The sequence below is a fragment of the Zobellia galactanivorans genome, assembly GCF_000973105.1.
GTDB lineage: Bacteria > Bacteroidota > Bacteroidia > Flavobacteriales > Flavobacteriaceae > Zobellia > Zobellia galactanivorans.
In genome coordinates, this window is record NC_015844.1 from 3,515,593 (window position 1) to 3,531,899 (window position 16,307).

The 16,307-nt window shown below is 43.2% G+C and carries 12 protein-coding genes, 2 tRNA genes and 1 rRNA gene; 7 read left to right on the plus strand and 8 right to left on the minus strand.

Annotation, left to right across the window (positions count from 1 at the left end; all coding sequences use genetic code 11):
• Nucleotide 1: 1 nt before the first annotated feature.
• The 3 genes from ZOBGAL_RS14315 to ZOBGAL_RS14325 form a co-directional block, all read right to left on the minus strand.
• On the minus strand, nt 2-1,513 hold the full coding sequence (locus ZOBGAL_RS14315; RefSeq protein WP_158499729.1) for an ankyrin repeat domain-containing protein: 1,512 nt from the start codon (nt 1,511-1,513) through the stop codon (nt 2-4).
• Between the two features lie 82 nt (nt 1,514-1,595).
• Entirely contained in the window at nt 1,596-2,975 is a 1,380-nt protein-coding gene (locus ZOBGAL_RS14320) for a hypothetical protein (RefSeq protein ID WP_013994367.1), read from the minus strand.
• Between the two features lie 20 nt (nt 2,976-2,995).
• Nucleotides 2,996-5,410: a TonB-dependent receptor gene (locus tag ZOBGAL_RS14325; protein WP_013994368.1), complete on the minus strand. Its 2,415-nt coding sequence runs from the start codon at nt 5,408-5,410 to the stop codon at nt 2,996-2,998.
• 125 nt (nt 5,411-5,535) lie between these two features.
• Here ZOBGAL_RS14325 and ZOBGAL_RS22755 point away from each other — a divergent pair, with 125 nt between their 5' ends.
• From ZOBGAL_RS22755 to ZOBGAL_RS14340, 3 genes are all read left to right on the plus strand, one after another.
• Nucleotides 5,536-6,516: a helix-turn-helix domain-containing protein gene (locus tag ZOBGAL_RS22755; protein WP_013994369.1), complete on the plus strand. Its 981-nt coding sequence runs from the start codon at nt 5,536-5,538 to the stop codon at nt 6,514-6,516.
• A 123-nt stretch (nt 6,517-6,639) separates the two neighbouring features.
• Complete coding sequence (locus ZOBGAL_RS14335; protein ID WP_013994370.1) at nt 6,640-8,586, plus strand: hypothetical protein; 1,947 nt, start codon at nt 6,640-6,642, stop codon at nt 8,584-8,586.
• Nucleotides 8,583-8,987, plus strand: a complete 405-nt coding sequence (locus ZOBGAL_RS14340; RefSeq protein WP_013994371.1) for a hypothetical protein — start codon at nt 8,583-8,585, stop codon at nt 8,985-8,987. The genes ZOBGAL_RS14335 and ZOBGAL_RS14340 overlap by 4 nt, the downstream gene beginning before the upstream one ends.
• Before the next feature lie 15 nt (nt 8,988-9,002).
• On the opposite strand, the gene ZOBGAL_RS14345 is transcribed toward ZOBGAL_RS14340, so the two are convergent.
• A complete protein-coding gene (locus ZOBGAL_RS14345; protein WP_046287507.1) occupies nt 9,003-9,803 on the minus strand; it encodes an HAD family hydrolase in 801 nt (266 codons plus the stop codon).
• Nucleotides 9,804-9,896: 93 nt separating this feature from the next.
• Between ZOBGAL_RS14345 and ZOBGAL_RS14350 the strand changes: the two genes are divergently transcribed.
• Nucleotides 9,897-10,319, plus strand: a complete 423-nt coding sequence (locus tag ZOBGAL_RS14350) for a secondary thiamine-phosphate synthase enzyme YjbQ (protein ID WP_013994373.1) — start codon at nt 9,897-9,899, stop codon at nt 10,317-10,319.
• Nucleotides 10,320-10,372: 53 nt separating this feature from the next.
• On the opposite strand, the gene rplT is transcribed toward ZOBGAL_RS14350, so the two are convergent.
• The 4 genes from rplT to thrS form a co-directional block, all read right to left on the minus strand.
• Complete coding sequence (gene rplT, locus ZOBGAL_RS14355; RefSeq protein ID WP_013994374.1) at nt 10,373-10,717, minus strand: 50S ribosomal protein L20; 345 nt, start codon at nt 10,715-10,717, stop codon at nt 10,373-10,375.
• Between the two features lie 88 nt (nt 10,718-10,805).
• Entirely contained in the window at nt 10,806-11,003 is a 198-nt protein-coding gene (gene rpmI / locus ZOBGAL_RS14360; RefSeq protein ID WP_013994375.1) for a 50S ribosomal protein L35, read from the minus strand.
• A 104-nt stretch (nt 11,004-11,107) separates the two neighbouring features.
• Nucleotides 11,108-11,662, minus strand: coding sequence for a translation initiation factor IF-3 (infC, locus tag ZOBGAL_RS14365; RefSeq protein WP_084724353.1), 555 nt, complete (start codon nt 11,660-11,662; stop codon nt 11,108-11,110).
• Nucleotides 11,663-11,694: 32 nt separating this feature from the next.
• Nucleotides 11,695-13,632 carry a threonine--tRNA ligase gene (gene thrS, locus ZOBGAL_RS14370; protein WP_046287951.1) on the minus strand — a complete coding sequence of 646 codons (1,938 nt, stop codon included), beginning with the start codon at nt 13,630-13,632 and terminating at the stop codon, nt 11,695-11,697.
• Between the two features lie 730 nt (nt 13,633-14,362).
• Here thrS and ZOBGAL_RS14380 point away from each other — a divergent pair.
• The 3 genes from ZOBGAL_RS14380 to ZOBGAL_RS14390 all read left to right on the plus strand — a co-directional run bounded on the left by ZOBGAL_RS14380 (nt 14,363) and on the right by ZOBGAL_RS14390 (nt 16,302).
• A 16S ribosomal RNA gene (locus ZOBGAL_RS14380) occupies nt 14,363-15,886 on the plus strand.
• Between the two features lie 143 nt (nt 15,887-16,029).
• A tRNA-Ile gene (locus ZOBGAL_RS14385) sits at nt 16,030-16,103 on the plus strand.
• A 122-nt stretch (nt 16,104-16,225) separates the two neighbouring features.
• A tRNA-Ala gene (locus tag ZOBGAL_RS14390) sits at nt 16,226-16,302 on the plus strand.
• Nucleotides 16,303-16,307: the final 5 nt, after the last annotated feature.

The window sequence follows — 16,307 nt, forward strand, 5'->3', positions numbered from 1 at the left end:
ACTAGTTTAAAAAATGAAGGTTTACCTTGTTTTTGGCCAACAGTTCGTTCTCACTGGCCAAGTCGTGTGCAGTTTCACCAAATTCGGTAGTGGACTTAAGGTCTGCACCGTTCTTTATCAAATACTTTAATATTTCGGCATTTTCGGTCTTCATGGCCGCATAATGCAATGCGGTATTTCCATCTTTGTCCTTGCCATTGATATCCGCACCGAATGCACTTACTTTTTTCAATAGGTCCAAGTTGTTTTTCGAAACGGCCAAATGCCATACCGAGCTATTATCGGCTTGTAATTGTTTAAAGTCAAAACCTTTGGCTTTTAATGCGGCTACTTTGGCATCGAAATCACGTGGCTTGCCCCGGCTACCGAAAAGGTAGGCGGCAAGATTGTCTCCTTTGTTGTCCTTGAGCTGAACATCGGCGCCTTTGGTGATCAAGTAAGACACAACATCGGCACTGTTGTTTTGAAGGGCCATGGCCAAAGCCGTTTGTCCTTTGCTATCCGAATGGTCGATATTCTTTGTTTTTTCGGCCAGGTATTTTACAATGCTAAGCTCGTTTCGCGCCGCAGCTTTTAAAAGGGGGGTATTTCCTTCTTCATCTACGGCATTCGGGTCAACACCTTTTTCTTCGAAATATTTAAAAACCTTGATGTCTTTTGATGAACCGGCTAAATTATGCAGTGGGTTTTCTCCCTTTTTTGTGCTTACATTGGCATTGAGGCCCAATCCCTCTAAATACTTAAAAAGTTCCACGGAAGCCCCCCTTCCTTTACTGGCAAAGAAAATGGCGTTTTCACCGGTAGATTCATTTTTTGCCGTTGATACCCCTCGTTTCACTAATTCCTTAAGAATATCGATGTTTCCACCTTGGGCGGCATAATGGAAGGCACCATTTCCGTGGTCGTCTACACTGTTAAGGCTTAGGCCTTTTTCAATAAAATAATCTACGACTTCTAGGTTTCTGGCCCTTCCTACAGCAGTTAGCAGGGCGTTCTTCCCATGATGGTCTTTCTCGTTTTTTAAATCGGCACCCCCTTCGATGAATGCGTCATAGATGGCGGTGTTCTCTTGTCCTGTTGCCGCGGTAAAGGAAATAGGGCCATATCCGTGGGAATCCACGAGGTCTAGCTTGGCGCCTTTATCTATCAAATATTCTACGAGGTCTAGATGGCCACTCGAAGCGGCCCAAAACACATAGGTTCGGGAATCGTGGGTGCGTTTGTTGATGTCGTTGCCTTGATCCATCAAAAACTCAACGGTGCTGATCGGGTTTTTACTGAAAATGGCAAAGGTAGTGGCGTCAAAGCCGCCTCTGTTGGCTTCGATGACCGAGTGGCCTTCTTTCATAGTGGCCTGAATGGTGCCAATACTTGGTTGTTTTTCCCAGTAATCCTTATTTAAAAACGGATTAGGGTTGCGCGGCGCATTGCGTTGGGCCACGGCACTTACAGAAAGAAGGGCGAAACCGAGAACTATTGTCAGGGTTCTAAGGATATTTATTTTCATGTTCATATTAATAAGGTTTTGAATTGCTAAAACCATTATCGGGCCTTAGACCCGATAATGGCATATTGAAGCTGATAATTTTATAGGTTTACCAAGTACCTATAAAGTGACTTCCTTCGGTATTGATTAGTTGGGCCCCCTTGGTCACGGCACCGGTTTCGGTATCTACCACATAAATGTTTCCATTTTTTCCAACAGGTGCTTGCGTAAGGTATATTTCGTTTCCATCTACTGCATAGCCTTGGTACTGGAATAAGTAGAAGTCGGCCTCATAAGGGATGGCCTCGATTTTCGTGGCCGTTTTGGCGTTAAGGTCGACCAAGGCAAAGAATCCTTGGGCACCGGCAACACCTTCTTCCGATCCTTCATGACGGTAGGCCAGAACGGCTTTTCCGTTCGCAGCTGGTCTCCAGGCCAATATATATGCGCCTTCTACACCTAGGGCGTCATCTAAGTTGAAGTCGTAGGAATCGTCATATTGGTTGTCCGATCCAATTTTCAAGATATGGGAGCCTTCAGGGTCACTCTGGTTGGCTTGGTAAACGCTTCCGTCATATAGAAAAGCGTTGATACTACGGTATCCATTAGTGTTTCCGTGGCCTATGCTTGAAGAAATAATAGTAGGGTTTAGCAAGGAAGGATAGTCAAGGACTATGGTTTTAGAGCTTAAAATATCATAATCACTATCGCTTTCAACGGTTGCAGGGTCGACCTTACTCACACGTGCGCCGATATATAATTTATCTCCCGCGGCATTAAGAACGGGCATATCTATTCTAGAGATATAATATCCTGCTGCCGATTCTTCCTCACTTAGGGTAATAACATGCTCTTGAAAGTTGTTGATTTGGGAATCTACCAAGTCTAAGGTAACTACACCGATGGTCGAATTTGTATAGAGGTATTTGTCGTCGGTTACATTGTTAGGGGTATCGTTATCGTCCATCTGATGTTCCGTTGATACATAAACGGCGGCACCCGTTTTGTCCCCATCGAATAATTTGATCCATCGTGGGGCGGTACCTACATAAGGGGCTATACTTATTTCCGATCCGGTAGGGGTGAACTTTCCTTCCCCCTCTACGATATATTTGGTGTAATTACCACCGGTATCCCCGGCATAGCTGATGTTGAAAATAGTATTGCCATCTTCCGAAGCTTGCAGTCTGGCCGTTCGGTTGGACGGGGCCACAAAGCCGTTGTTAAACGGGTCTATTTGTACTGTCGGGTCTTTGGCGTCTTCGCTGGTTACGGAATAAATTAAGGTTCCTCCATTTCCATCACCGGGGTTTTCGCCCATTTTGGCTCCGGCAACGGTAATCCATCTAGATGCTTCCTCCTCTTGCTCTTCTTCCTGTTCTTCTTGATCGGGAGTTACGGAGTTATCATCGCTGCTGCAGGCGGTCATTAAACCTATGGCAAATAACGCAATGGCGTACGATTTTAAGTTTAATAAGGGTCGTTTCATAATAGAATCTATTTAGATAATTAAAGATTATTGATTGTATAATTCAGTTTTAAGTAAAAAGCCCTTCCCGGCTTTTGTACGGATAGGTTGTCGTATATGGCTTGGTCGAATATATTTTTGACATCAAAGCTCAATACAAAATTCTCTTTTGGAAAAGTATAGCTAAGCCCAAAGTCATGCGATAGCTGTTCAGGAATTAGAAACTCTTCTTCCCCTGTCGTATTTGTTCCCTGGGCGAATTTGTAGCTAAACTCATCGGTATAGTAGGTGTTGTAGAATAAGTTTAGCCGTGATTTTTCTTGAATGAAATTTTTGAAGGTATACCGTAAACCGGCATTCATGGTAAATAAGGGTACGTTGGGAACGTTGGTTTCAACACCCGAATTTACCGTGGTCAAACTCATCCGGGTAATATTGAAGTTGAAACCTAGATTGTTGTTGTAGGTGTAGTGGAGTTCCCCTTCAATTCCTTTAGATTCGGCAGTGTTCTCTAAGTTGGTATATTGTACGAACTCATCACTTTCCCTTAGTCCATCTGCATTTGTAGGTAATCCTATTCGGTTTTCAATATTTCTGGCAAAGAAGTTGGAGGTTAAGGTGAATCCGTGTTTATTAAGGTTGAATTTTCCCAGGCGTAAACCAAGGTTTACATTGTTACTCGTTTCGGGTTGAATAGTCAGGTTGGGAAGCAAGTTATCCCCGGCATCCCCAAATACTTCGTTTTCACTGGGCAATCGAATGGCCTTTTCTGCGGATGTCAAGAAGGTAATGGAGGGGAGAATTGCGTAAGAAGCGGCAAAACCGTATCCGGTATAATCTTTATCGCTTTGGTAAACTTCATCTATTACTTGGGTATGGTCATCGTTAAATACAGGTTGTGTATTCAGTACTTTTTGAATGTAATGTTTTCCAAAGGCATTTAGCTTAAACTTACTTTCAAAGGCTTGTAGTTCGTAGCTTAGGGAAATAATATTCTTATAAAGGTCACTAGTTTGCTGAAAAGTGTTTTCGAGTAACGATATCATTTCGTCACTATCTTCCCTGTCTATACCACTGTATACATGGTTCAATAAGATTTTATGGTTGTTGTTTATGGTATAGGACAGGCCTGAGCGGACAGAGGATACATTGCGGGTAATTTTCGCCAGTGTCGGACCGTTTTCATTTTGTGAATCCCAGATGTAATCGAGATATTCCCCGTCAAACCTGATTCTTCTTTCCCCGGTCCAACTATATGCTTGGGCAACGGTATCGTTTATACTGCGATGGCGTTTCCCGTATACCCCGTTGACATTTAGGTCGAGCCCTTTTATGAATAGATTTTTCTTTTTATACGTTAGATTTCCTAGTATGGCATCCGATTCCAAAAAGCGCCCTTTATAGGGTAGTTTGGTGACAAAAGTGCCATGTTGTACCTCATTGTACTCATCGGAAGCGGTAACACCGACCAAAAATTGATCGGCCCATTCCACATTTGTAAAACCGACCTGTGCCATGCCCCCGGTAGATCTATAGGCATCATAAAACCTTCTAGCGACAATAGGGGTTTCTACCCCATTGGGGGCAATATCGACAATGGTTCTACCTGAAATTTTATAGTCGTTGTCAGAGTAATTGTGAAAGGCCGATGCCTTTATGGTAAAACCTGATTTGTCGAATCGGTATGCCCCGTTCAAATTTGTCTGTAAGGTGTTGAACGACCCGTACGAAACCGAGGCGTTCAGGTTGTTTTTGGCTCCTTCGTGAAGAACAATGTTAATGGCGCCACCAACGGCGTCACTAGATAAGTGCCCTGGTACGACTCCTTTGTAAACTTCAATGTTTTTGATCATTGAGGGAGGAATGCTGTTCAGGCTAAAGGATGAACCATATATGGAAATGGGAATTCCATCGATAAAAATGCTGACCGATCTACCGGATAGGCCGTTTAAGCTATATTTGACAGTAGAACCTAAACCACCGTTCTGTCGTATTTTTACACCGACCGTATTGTTCAATAACTCATTGGTTTGAATGCTTCTGAGTCCTGCTTCCTTGGTTTCGACCGAGTTTACGGCAAATCCCTTTGTTTCAAGGGATGTTTTCTTCGTCTTTCCATTAATGGTTACCTCGTCTAGATGCTCGACATTTTCCTTTAAGGCGAAATCTATTTTAAGATTAGTGTTTTTTTCATCGACCTCAATAAGCTTTGAGTTTGTGCCATAACCTATATATGAAACCTTCAATTTATGGTTTCCCTTAGGTACCTGATGAATGGCGTAGGCCCCGTTATCATCTGTAAGAACACCCAATTTTAGGTTTTCAAGTATGATACTGGCAAATGACAAGGGCCTTCCATAGGCATCGGTCACAATACCGGATATGGTTGAGGAGGCTTCTTGACATTGGACAGAGAAGAAAACTAGTAAAAAGAAAGCCGCAAATATGTTCTTCATATTATTTTGAAAATAATCTATTATTCTTATTAAGATTTAATCTAAATAAATAGCTTTGCAAAACTAATCGAGGTTTTCGGGTAGCACTAACGCAAAAGGAAGTTTTAGTTACGAATTAAGAATAAATGAGAATAGGTCTTTTTCCATCGGGGCAGTATAGGGTAGACCAAGGCGGTGACCTAGTGTCATCTATTCATGAAAATGTACCCAAAGCAGTTGATTTTCAACAGGAAAAGGAGTTAAACGGAAGTTGTCAAGAGCTTCGATTAGAAGGAGCTAGGATCTTATTGAAAAAGTTCAGCTTAGAAAATCCTTCTACGGTCCCATATGAAAACCTTCATTCGTGTTTGGGGCTTCATTTCTTGTTGCAAGGCACTTATAAGTTTACCGGAATTGAAAACAAGGCTAAAGTCGGTATTCAGTCCGGTCACTATAATCTCGTCCAATGGCCGAGTATTTTGGGAACTCAGAAGTTTAAAGGCTTAGACTATACTTCCGTGGAAATATTCTTTACAAGGAAGTTTCTTGAGGATTTGTTGGGAAAAGAGGTCGATTCCGTTCTTAGACACTTTATAGCAGAGGACAAGGAAGCCAAACTTCTTTGGAGTAAAGGACAGGTCATACCCGGAAAGCTGCGAGTGCCGCTTCTTGAAATGTTGAACTGCCCATTTAGCGGAAGCGCCAAAACGAATTATATAGAGTCTCAAATACGTTGTCTGCTCATAGAGGTGTTTTTGGGAAGAGGACATAGTATTGGTGAGCATGGCGAAGCTGAGTTGCCTATTTTAGATAATGAAGCCATTGAAAGGGTAGTGGGATACATAAAGCAGAACCTCAAGAAAAAGTTGACCATAAAAGAACTGTCGGAAATAGCAGGGTTTAATACCACCAAACTCAAAACTTGCTTTAAGAAAGTCCATCAAACTACCATTTTTAAATATATTACACGTCTGCGGATGGAAAGGGCCAAAACTTTGATAGTCGACGAAAACTGTTCTATCGCCCAGGCTTCTTACGAAGTGGGCTATTCCAATCCCCAGCATTTTACCGTAGCCTTCAAGAAGACTATGGGCTACTTGCCAAGTACTTTGTTGTCAGTAATTTAATATGGTAGTTTAATACAGATGGTCATTCTTGCTCGGGCAAAAATGGTTTTGCGAAGATGCGGACGGAACCTTGATGTCCCAATATTTTTATTCCTTTTTCGTTTGATTACAAACAGAATTATTTTGAAGAAAAATAGCACTCTATATCTACTATTTCTATTATGGGTTTTTAGCGCTGTGGCACAAAATCCGAAACAGAGATCTATTGATTATTACGCATGGAATTACCCTATAATACAAGGGGCAGCCAATAAAATAGCCTTTTCCATCGATGAGAAACCCCTGACGATATCTGCGGCCGAGATTCATGGGAATGGCGATAAGTTGGTTTTTTTGAAATCTACGGAGGGAAGAATAACGGTTTCTTCGAATTTGGTGACCTTTCTCGATCTCTGGTCGTATCAAACCACGCGAATCGATCAGGCGGATATAAAGGTTATTCTTACTCCCGAACCTAGCGTTTTTGAGATTTCGGCCTATAAGGAAAAGAAGGGGTCAAAAGAAGAAGAGCGCTATGAGGGCCAGTTAAAACTTCATAGCGGTATAAAAATCGAGATTACCGATGCCCAAGGTCGACTTCTGCACGAGAAAAAACTAGAGGATTACAATACCTTGCACTCGATACATGCTTTCGAAAATAGCGCCATTACCAGTGAAAAAAAGGCTTTGGAATTGACCAAGGCCCATTTTATGGAAAATGCAGAGAAGTATATGGCAGGTGCGAACGGGAGTGTATCAGGACCCTTGCATTATAAGCTGGTGGAGTACTTGCAAGACGTTATTGATTTGCGTCGTAAAAAGAAGTCGCTGTATGTCTATACGTTTAAGAAGAAAAAAGGTTTTGATTTAAGCGGCATACAAGCTTCGATCGAAGATTTAAAAAGCTTATCGGATGTAGCGCTAGGAACGAACTATCAGAAGGAGATAGAGGCCCTATTGCTTCCAAAGATTGATTTTTGGCGGGAGGAAATATCGAAATACGATAGTCATGATAAAAAACAGGTGAAAGTGGTTTGGGGCCTATTGGCCAATATTTCCGGGGCCTACCATGCACTTGGCGAGGATGAAAAAGCCCTTGAGGTGTATCAGGAAATTGAAAAGTTGGATTACAGGGGGAGTTATAAATACCTGAAGCAACTTCCCGAAGAACAAATGGCTAAGCGAAAGGCCTTCTTCGGAACCGATACGCCGAAGCCCCTCGACGAAGTCGGTTTTCAGGGTACGCATAACCCAAGTTATGTGCATTATAAAAACTATTCAGGAGGGCTCCTCGGGGCCAATAGGCTGGAAGTCTCACAGTCTATTCTCGATACGCGGAAGAAGCGTGCCTATCTCTTGGGTAAAATTCTAGGGCATTATCAATACCTTGAAGAACTGAAGCGCTTGGGCCGAAAGTTCAACGAAAGGGGCAATGCCGATGTAGGTTTCGAAGAGACCGACGCCTATTATGTAGAGGTATTCAATCGTGCGGCAAAGGAGTCGGAGGAAATTAAGTTTCTCGATTTAAGTGTGCTCGACGAAGATGAAAAGATCATAGCCTCGAAAATATCGCAAGACCTAATCGATTTCTACACTATTTATAACAAGGAAGTATCCTTGAACAAGGAGTCTCAAGACGACTGGGAAGAGATGCAGAAGATTTTAGATAAACTTTTGGTGGTTTTGCACCAATGGCAAGGGGATGAAAAGGAAGATAAAAGAGCGCTTTACAAGAACATCGATTTGCTTTCCGACAAGATGTTGCTGATCAACAATGAAACGATTAGGAGCCTTCCTTTATTGGAAACCTTACTTGAGGAACTTTCTTCAGAGGATAAGGTGTCTTATGAGGCCAACCCCAAATTGTTCAAGCAACTGTTTAAGAAATATCAAAAAACCTATGTATCCCTTTTTGTGGCCGATACTTCAATAGGTCAGTATTTGCATCATAGCGCCCTTCAATTTTTGAATAAGGAGTTGAAGGTTTATTATGAACTGTACAGGGCCGATGAAGAAGAGATAGGGGCAAAGCACAAGAATTTACACGATGACCGGAGGGTAGCCAATATATTATCGATTTTCGTTAAATGAAAAGGATTCCGCTGATAGGGACCGTCGTTTTGGTGCTGGCACTGAATAGTTGTGGTTCCTGGGCCTATCAAGGCTACGAGATGTCTTCTTCCCACCATGAAACGGCGCCGAATGAGTTTGAGTTAGAAGTGAAAGTTGTATATGTTCAAGAGTTGCGCAAGGAGACGAATTCCATTAAAGTCGATTACGAGGTGGTGAACCGGTCCGAAGATATTTTTTTATCGCCCGAAAAAAAATACAACGTATTCTTTAAGGTGAAGACGAAGGATGGCCGTGAAATAGGTCATTACAAAAGTATCTACAGGAAAATAGCCCCTAACTCTAGCATCATATTGTCAGAGACGATAAATCTATCCGTCTATGAGTACGAATCGGTCGAGGCTAAAATTTTTATAGAATAACGTGTATTTCGTTTGTTATTGGGCGTTCACCAATTTTTCGAGAATGCGTTCCACACCAAAATCATCGTTATGGGCGGTAAGGTAGTTGGCGGCTTTCTTTACATTGGGGTGTGCATTTTCCATCGCAAAGCTGAAATCAGCTAGGGCCAACATTTCAAGGTCATTGTTATAATCGCCAAAAACCATGGTTTCTGCCGGGCTGACGTTAAAGCGTTCCTGGACTTTCTGAAGGGCGTATCCTTTATGGGCATCAGGACTCGAAATGTCTACCCAGTTTTCACCGGAGACCTTTACTTTTAATGAGCCTTCTAAATGCGCTACCGAAGGGTAAATGTATTTTTCGGAACTCTCAAAGTGGTAGATGGCAATCTTTAGGATCTCGCCGTCAAACTCCTTGAGGTCGTCTACCATCTTAAAGTCGGTATAATACTCCCGTAGCTTGGCTTCGAATTCCTTTGAATTGTTTTTGATATAGGCATTGTGCTTCCCACAAAGAACGGGATGGATGTTCTCGACGGAATCCAATACATTAAGAACCGAATTCTTGGCCGCATAGGGTAGGGGGGTGGCTAAGAGCTCAATATCCCTTTGCATGGCAAAGCCGCCGTTTTCCGCAATTACGACAATATCGTTTTTAATGGGTTGCAACTTGTCTACAATACTATGGTACTGTCTTCCACTGGCGGCAACGAAAATGATCCCTCTTTGCTTCATGATTTCAAAGAGTTCAAAAAAGCGATCGCTTACTTGGTGGTTGGAGTTCAATAAAGTGCCGTCCATATCGGTGACGACCATTTTTACTTTCGATAGGTCCATATGCATTTTTTAGAAGATGCAAAGGTATCTGTTCAAAATTTAATTAGGCTTCGTATTTAGAAAGTTTTACATTTATTTCATATAAAAACACCCATGAAATTTTTCCAGAAAGAGATAAGGTTAAAAGGATACAAACGGGGTTTTCACTTAGTGACCGAAGAGATTTTGTACGCCTTTCCCGAGCTTAAGAAGATAAAGGTAGGTATGTGCCAGATTTTTATAAAGCACACCTCGGCCAGCTTGACGGTCAACGAAAATGCCGACCCGACCGTACGAACCGATTTTGAAAGCCATATGAACGTGATGGTGCCCGAGAACGCGCCGTATTACATTCATACCTATGAAGGGCCCGATGATATGCCAGCACACATAAAAGCGTCTTTAATGGGCGCATCGGTACAAATACCGATAAGCAATGGAAGATTGAACTTAGGGATTTGGCAAGGGGTTTACCTATGTGAGCATAGGGACCATGCATCGGGAAGAAACCTGGTGCTTACCGCTTTTGGGGAATAAAAAAATCCGGTACAAACGTACCGGATTTTTTCTAAGTGAGATATATTCTTAATTTATTTAACCTTGTCTACGATGGCTTTAAAAGCTTCCGGATGGTTCATGGCCAAATCGGCAAGAACCTTTCTGTTCAACTCAATGTCGTTCGCTTTTAATTTCCCCATAAACTGGGAGTAAGACAATCCGTGTAAACGGGCACCTGCATTAATACGGGTAATCCATAGGGCACGGAAAGTTCTCTTTTTGTTTCTTCTGTCGCGGTAAGCATATAACATTGCTTTTTCTACCGCATTTTTGGCTACTGTCCAAACGTTTTTACGTCTTCCAAAGTAACCTTTGGCCTGCTTCATCACCTTTTTTCTTCTGGCTCTGGAAGCAACTGCATTTACTGATCTTGGCATAATTTTTAATTTTTGTAGTAGGCGGTGCAATTTGCTGCACACTTTTAGAGCCCAACTCCATGGTTAATACTTTGTTACCGAAAGAATGTTACTTTAAACGCAACTGTTCTTTAATACTGTTAACGTCTGACTGATGAACTAGTCCATCATGGGTTAACTTAAGCTTACGCTTTTTAGACTTTTTAGTCAAGATGTGACTCTTAAAAGCGTGCTTTCTTTTGATTTTACCGGTACCGGTAAGCTTAAAACGCTTCTTGGCACTCGATTTTGTTTTCTGTTTAGGCATTTTTCCTATTTATATGAATCTCACTTATTTATGCTGAAACTGTCCGCCATAAGACGGACAGAGCTCAGTATCTTTTGGGTAATACGGTTTGAACCGTACTACTTTTATTTTTTTGCTTTAGGGGCAATGAACATGGTCATTCGTTTACCCTCTAGTCTAGGTAGTTGTTCTACTTTACCCCACTCTTCCAAATCTTGGGCAAGCTTTAAAAGTAGAATTTCACCTTTGTCCTTATATACTATAGAACGTCCCTTAAAGAAAACGTAGGCCTTCAATTTGGCTCCGTCTTGCAAAAACTTTTCGGCGTGCTTCTTTTTAAAGTCATAATCATGGTCGTCGGTATTCGGTCCGAAACGGATTTCCTTGACGATAACCTTGGTGGCCTTCGCCTTCATGACTTTTTCACGCTTCTTTTGTTCGTAAAGAAACTTCTTGTAATCTATAATCTTACAAACCGGTGGTTCCGCCTTTGGTGATATCTCGACCAAGTCAAGACCCATTTCTTCCGATTTGTTCAGTGCTTCGCGTATCGGGTATACCCCGACCTCGACATTATCACCTACCAACCTTACCTTAGGTGCTAATATTTTTTCATTGATTTTGTGAGGGTTTTTATTTTCCCTCCTAGGTTGGGGCCTAAATCTTTTACGTATTGCTATGACTAATTCTTTTTAGTTAAACTTAATTTTTTTTAAAACGACTTTAAAGTACTATTTATTTCTTTAGTTACCAAGTCTGAAAATTGTTCTAGGGAAATAGAACCTAAATCTTCCCCGCCATGTCTGCGAACGGAAATGGTGTTCGACGCTTCTTCATTTTCCCCGACGATTAGCATAAAAGGAATTTTGTTCATTTCGGCTTCACGTATTTTCTTGCCTACAGTTTCATTCCTATCATCAATGAGGGCGCGAATTTCGTCATTTTCTAAGGATTTTAAAACTTTTTCCGCATATTTTTCATGTTTCTCGCTCACTGGCAATACAATAGCTTGTTCCGGAATCAGCCAAAGCGGGAAATTTCCTCCCGTATGTTCAAGTAACAGGGCGATGAAGCGTTCCATGCTACCGAAGGGGGCACGGTGAATCATTACCGGCCTATGCAGTTCGTTATCACTTCCTTTATAGGTAAGGTCAAAGCGTTCCGGAAGATTGTAGTCTACTTGTATGGTACCCAACTGCCATTGTCTGCCTAGGGCATCCTTCACCATAAAGTCCAATTTCGGACCGTAAAATGCAGCTTCACCTTTTTCAATGATGTAGTCAAGACCTTTTTCTTGGGCGGCATTGATGATGGCATTTTCGGCTTTTTCCCAATTCTCTACGGTACCGATGTATTTTTCGGGGGTATCAAGGTCTCTTACCGATACTTGGGCGGTAAAATCCTCAAAACCTAAAGAGCCTAATACATATAAGGAAAGGTCGATTACACTCTTGAACTCTTCATCCAACTGGTCGGGAGTACAGAAAATGTGTGCATCATCTTGGGTAAAGCCCCTTACCCGGGTCAAGCCGTGAAGTTCACCGCTTTGCTCATATCTATATACCGTACCGAATTCGGCATACCTTTTAGGGAGTTCCCTGTAGCTGAACGGCCGAGAGTTGTATATTTCACAGTGGTGCGGACAGTTCATGGGTTTTAACAAGAACTCCTCGTCTTCCTTAGGGGTGTGGATAGGCTGGAAGCTATCGGCCCCGTATTTTTCGTAGTGACCTGAAGTAACATAAAGCTCCTTTTGTCCGATGTGTGGGGTAACTACCATTTCGTAGCCCGCTTTCTTTTGGGCCTTTTTCAAGAAATTCTCCAGACGTTCCCTTAGGGCCGCGCCTTTTGGAAGCCATAGGGGTAAACCTTGGCCTACTTTCTGTGAAAAGGTAAAAAGCTCAAGCTCTTTGCCCAGTTTTCTATGGTCGCGTTTTTTAGCCTCTTCTATAAGGGCTAGGTATTCGGTAAGTTCTTTCTGTTTAGGAAAAGAAATACCGTAGACCCTTGTCAGTTGCGGTTTGTTTTCATCACCTCGCCAATAGGCTCCGGCAACGTTCAATATTTTAATGGCCTTTACGATCCCGGTGTTGGGGATGTGGCCGCCTCGGCATAAATCGGTAAAAGTGTCGTGGTCGCAAAAGCTGATGGTGCCGTCTTCAAGGTTTTCGATCAGTTCTACCTTGAACTCGTTCCCTTGCTTTTTGTATAGCGCTAGGGCATCGGCCTTGGATACGGGGCGCATTTTAAAATCGTGCTTTCCCCTGGCGATTTCCAGGGCCTTTTTTTCGATGGCCGGGAAATCCTTTTCCGAAATTGTATGCTCGCCGAAATCAACGTCGTAATAAAAACCATTTTCAATAGCGGGCCCGATGGTCAGTTTAATACCGGGGTAGAGCTCTTCTAGGGCCTGGGCCACAATATGGGAAGAAGAGTGCCAAAACGCTTTTTTGCCTTCCTTGTCGTTCCAGGTGTAGAGTACCAAGGCCCCGTCTTCGTTAAGGGGGGTAACGGTTTCTACTACCGTGTCATTGAATTTTGCGGAAATTACGTTCCGCGCCAGACCTTCACTTATGCTTTTAGCGATATCCATAGGAGTGCTTCCTTTGGCATATTCCCTTATACTTCCGTCCGGTAATGTAATTTTCATCTTGCCCATTGTTTTTAATAAGGGTGCAAAGATAGTATTCCGCCGCAACGCATACAATATATAGTATCAAGTTTATTAGGGTTCTATATATAGAGGAGGGGGTGTATATATAGTTAAGGGCGATTGTGAAGCTATGGTTAGTTTATGGAAAAATCTAGGTTAAGGGCATAATAATCTTAAAATTGAGTAAAAAGTACCGTTTGCCTATTGTGTGGATCGATAAAAAGGTCTAATTTTAAGGCCCTCTAATTTTTAAGGATTGTAATTTCCTCGCTGTAAGGAAGTTGTAAAAAACTTGAAAAAAGTTTAAAAAAACTCTTTGAGAATTAAAAAAGGGTCTTACATTTGCAGCCCGCAAAACAGGTATGAAGATGTTTGTTAAGCGAGGGTAAACAAAGAGTAAACGTTCCTTTTGAAATATTGTTTTTTACGGCCGAAAAAAAGATTCAAATTTTTTTTCAAAAAAAGTTGCCGGTTAAAAAAACAGTTGTATATTTGCAGCCGCTTAGACAAACAGTAACAATGTTTATCGGGCGTCACCGGGAGACCGGGGAGGAATATAGAAGTTCATTTGACATATTGTGGAGACAGCGTAATAGGGATGAAAAGGGAAACCTTCAGTTCCGCTAAGAATTACGAAAAACAACATACAGACAAGATTTTTATTTTAGGATGAGAGTCGGGGCCGGGAAGACCTTAGGTTGATAGACTTATAATATATAATGAAACAACGATGAAGAGTTTGATCCTGGCTCAGGATGAACGCTAGCGGCAGGCCTAACACATGCAAGTCGAGGGGTAACATGGTAGCTTGCTACCGATGACGACCGGCGCACGGGTGCGCAACGCGTATACAATCTGCCCCCTACTGTGGGATAGCCCAGAGAAATTTGGATTAATACCACATGGTACCATATTACGGCATCGTATTTATGGTTAAAGGTTACGGTAGGGGATGAGTATGCGTCCCATTAGTTAGTTGGTGAGGTAACGGCTCACCAAGACCGCGATGGGTAGGGGCCCTGAGAGGGGGATCCCCCACACTGGTACTGAGACACGGACCAGACTCCTACGGGAGGCAGCAGTGAGGAATATTGGACAATGGGCGGGAGCCTGATCCAGCCATGCCGCGTGCAGGAAGAATGCCCTATGGGTAGTAAACTGCTTTTATACGGGAAGAAAAAGGGCTACGTGTAGCCCACTGACGGTACCGTAAGAATAAGGACCGGCTAACTCCGTGCCAGCAGCCGCGGTAATACGGAGGGTCCGAGCGTTATCCGGAATTATTGGGTTTAAAGGGTCCGTAGGCGGGCCGATAAGTCAGGGGTGAAAGTTTGCAGCTCAACTGTAAAATTGCCTTTGATACTGTCGGTCTTGAGTTATAGTGAAGTTGCCGGAATATGTAGTGTAGCGGTGAAATGCATAGATATTACATAGAACACCGATTGCGAAGGCAGGTGACTAACTATATACTGACGCTGATGGACGAAAGCGTGGGGAGCGAACAGGATTAGATACCCTGGTAGTCCACGCCGTAAACGATGGATACTAGCTGTCCGGGTCCTTGAGACCTGGGCGGCCAAGCGAAAGTGATAAGTATCCCACCTGGGGAGTACGTTCGCAAGAATGAAACTCAAAGGAATTGACGGGGGCCCGCACAAGCGGTGGAGCATGTGGTTTAATTCGATGATACGCGAGGAACCTTACCAGGGCTTAAATGCATTTTGACAGGGGTAGAGATACCTTTTCCTTCGGGCAATTTGCAAGGTGCTGCATGGTTGTCGTCAGCTCGTGCCGTGAGGTGTCAGGTTAAGTCCTATAACGAGCGCAACCCCTACCGTTAGTTGCCAGCGAGTCATGTCGGGGACTCTAACGGGACTGCCGGTGCAAACCGTGAGGAAGGTGGGGACGACGTCAAATCATCACGGCCCTTACGTCCTGGGCCACACACGTGCTACAATGGCCGGTACAGCGGGAAGCCATGCGGCAACGCAGAGCGGATCCACAAAACCGGTCACAGTTCGGATCGGGGTCTGCAACTCGACCCCGTGAAGCTGGAATCGCTAGTAATCGGATATCAGCCATGATCCGGTGAATACGTTCCCGGGCCTTGTACACACCGCCCGTCAAGCCATGGAAGCCGGGAGTGCCTGAAGTCCGTCACCGCAAGGAGCGGCCTAGGGCAAGATCGGTAACTAGGGCTAAGTCGTAACAAGGTAGCCGTACCGGAAGGTGCGGCTGGAACACCTCCTTTCTAGAGCTTCGGCCCGAGGAATTTAAAAAGGTCCCGACGCCTCGTTCTAAATATAATCTAAACTGTAGGTCAAAAAAGAAAGTCTCCACATTAATAATAATAGAATACTTCTTTTGGTACGAAGTACTAAGAGTGGTAGGGACAGTCCCATAGCTCAGCTGGTTAGAGCGCTACACTGATAATGTAGAGGTCGGCAGTTCGAGTCTGCCTGGGACTACAAGGAGCATCTTTAGATAGGTGCGCACGTTCATTGAGAATAAATATTGAAGGAAATTCTAGAAGTTGAGTAGTAGTTGGAGGCACTGACTACTAACTACTATGTACTAACTACTAGTATATGGGGGATTAGCTCAGCTGGCTAGAGCGCCTGCCTTGCACGCAGGAGGTCATCGGTTCGACTCCGATATTCTCCACCAGGTAA

Bases quoted from the DNA above. Each gene is read 5' to 3' on its own strand.
- ZOBGAL_RS14315 (WP_158499729.1), bottom strand. From the start codon at position 1,513: ATGAACATGAAAATAAATATCCTTAGAACCCTGACAATAGTTCTCGGT.
- ZOBGAL_RS14320 (WP_013994367.1), bottom strand. From the start codon at position 2,975: ATGAAACGACCCTTATTAAACTTAAAATCGTACGCCATTGCGTTATTT.
- ZOBGAL_RS14325 (WP_013994368.1), bottom strand. From the start codon at position 5,410: ATGAAGAACATATTTGCGGCTTTCTTTTTACTAGTTTTCTTCTCTGTC.
- ZOBGAL_RS22755 (WP_013994369.1), top strand. From the start codon at position 5,536: ATGAGAATAGGTCTTTTTCCATCGGGGCAGTATAGGGTAGACCAAGGC.
- ZOBGAL_RS14340 (WP_013994371.1), top strand. From the start codon at position 8,583: ATGAAAAGGATTCCGCTGATAGGGACCGTCGTTTTGGTGCTGGCACTG.
- ZOBGAL_RS14345 (WP_046287507.1), bottom strand. From the start codon at position 9,803: ATGGACCTATCGAAAGTAAAAATGGTCGTCACCGATATGGACGGCACT.
- ZOBGAL_RS14350 (WP_013994373.1), top strand. From the start codon at position 9,897: ATGAAATTTTTCCAGAAAGAGATAAGGTTAAAAGGATACAAACGGGGT.
- rplT (WP_013994374.1), bottom strand. From the start codon at position 10,717: ATGCCAAGATCAGTAAATGCAGTTGCTTCCAGAGCCAGAAGAAAAAAG.
- rpmI (WP_013994375.1), bottom strand. From the start codon at position 11,003: ATGCCTAAACAGAAAACAAAATCGAGTGCCAAGAAGCGTTTTAAGCTT.
- thrS (WP_046287951.1), bottom strand. From the start codon at position 13,632: ATGAAAATTACATTACCGGACGGAAGTATAAGGGAATATGCCAAAGGA.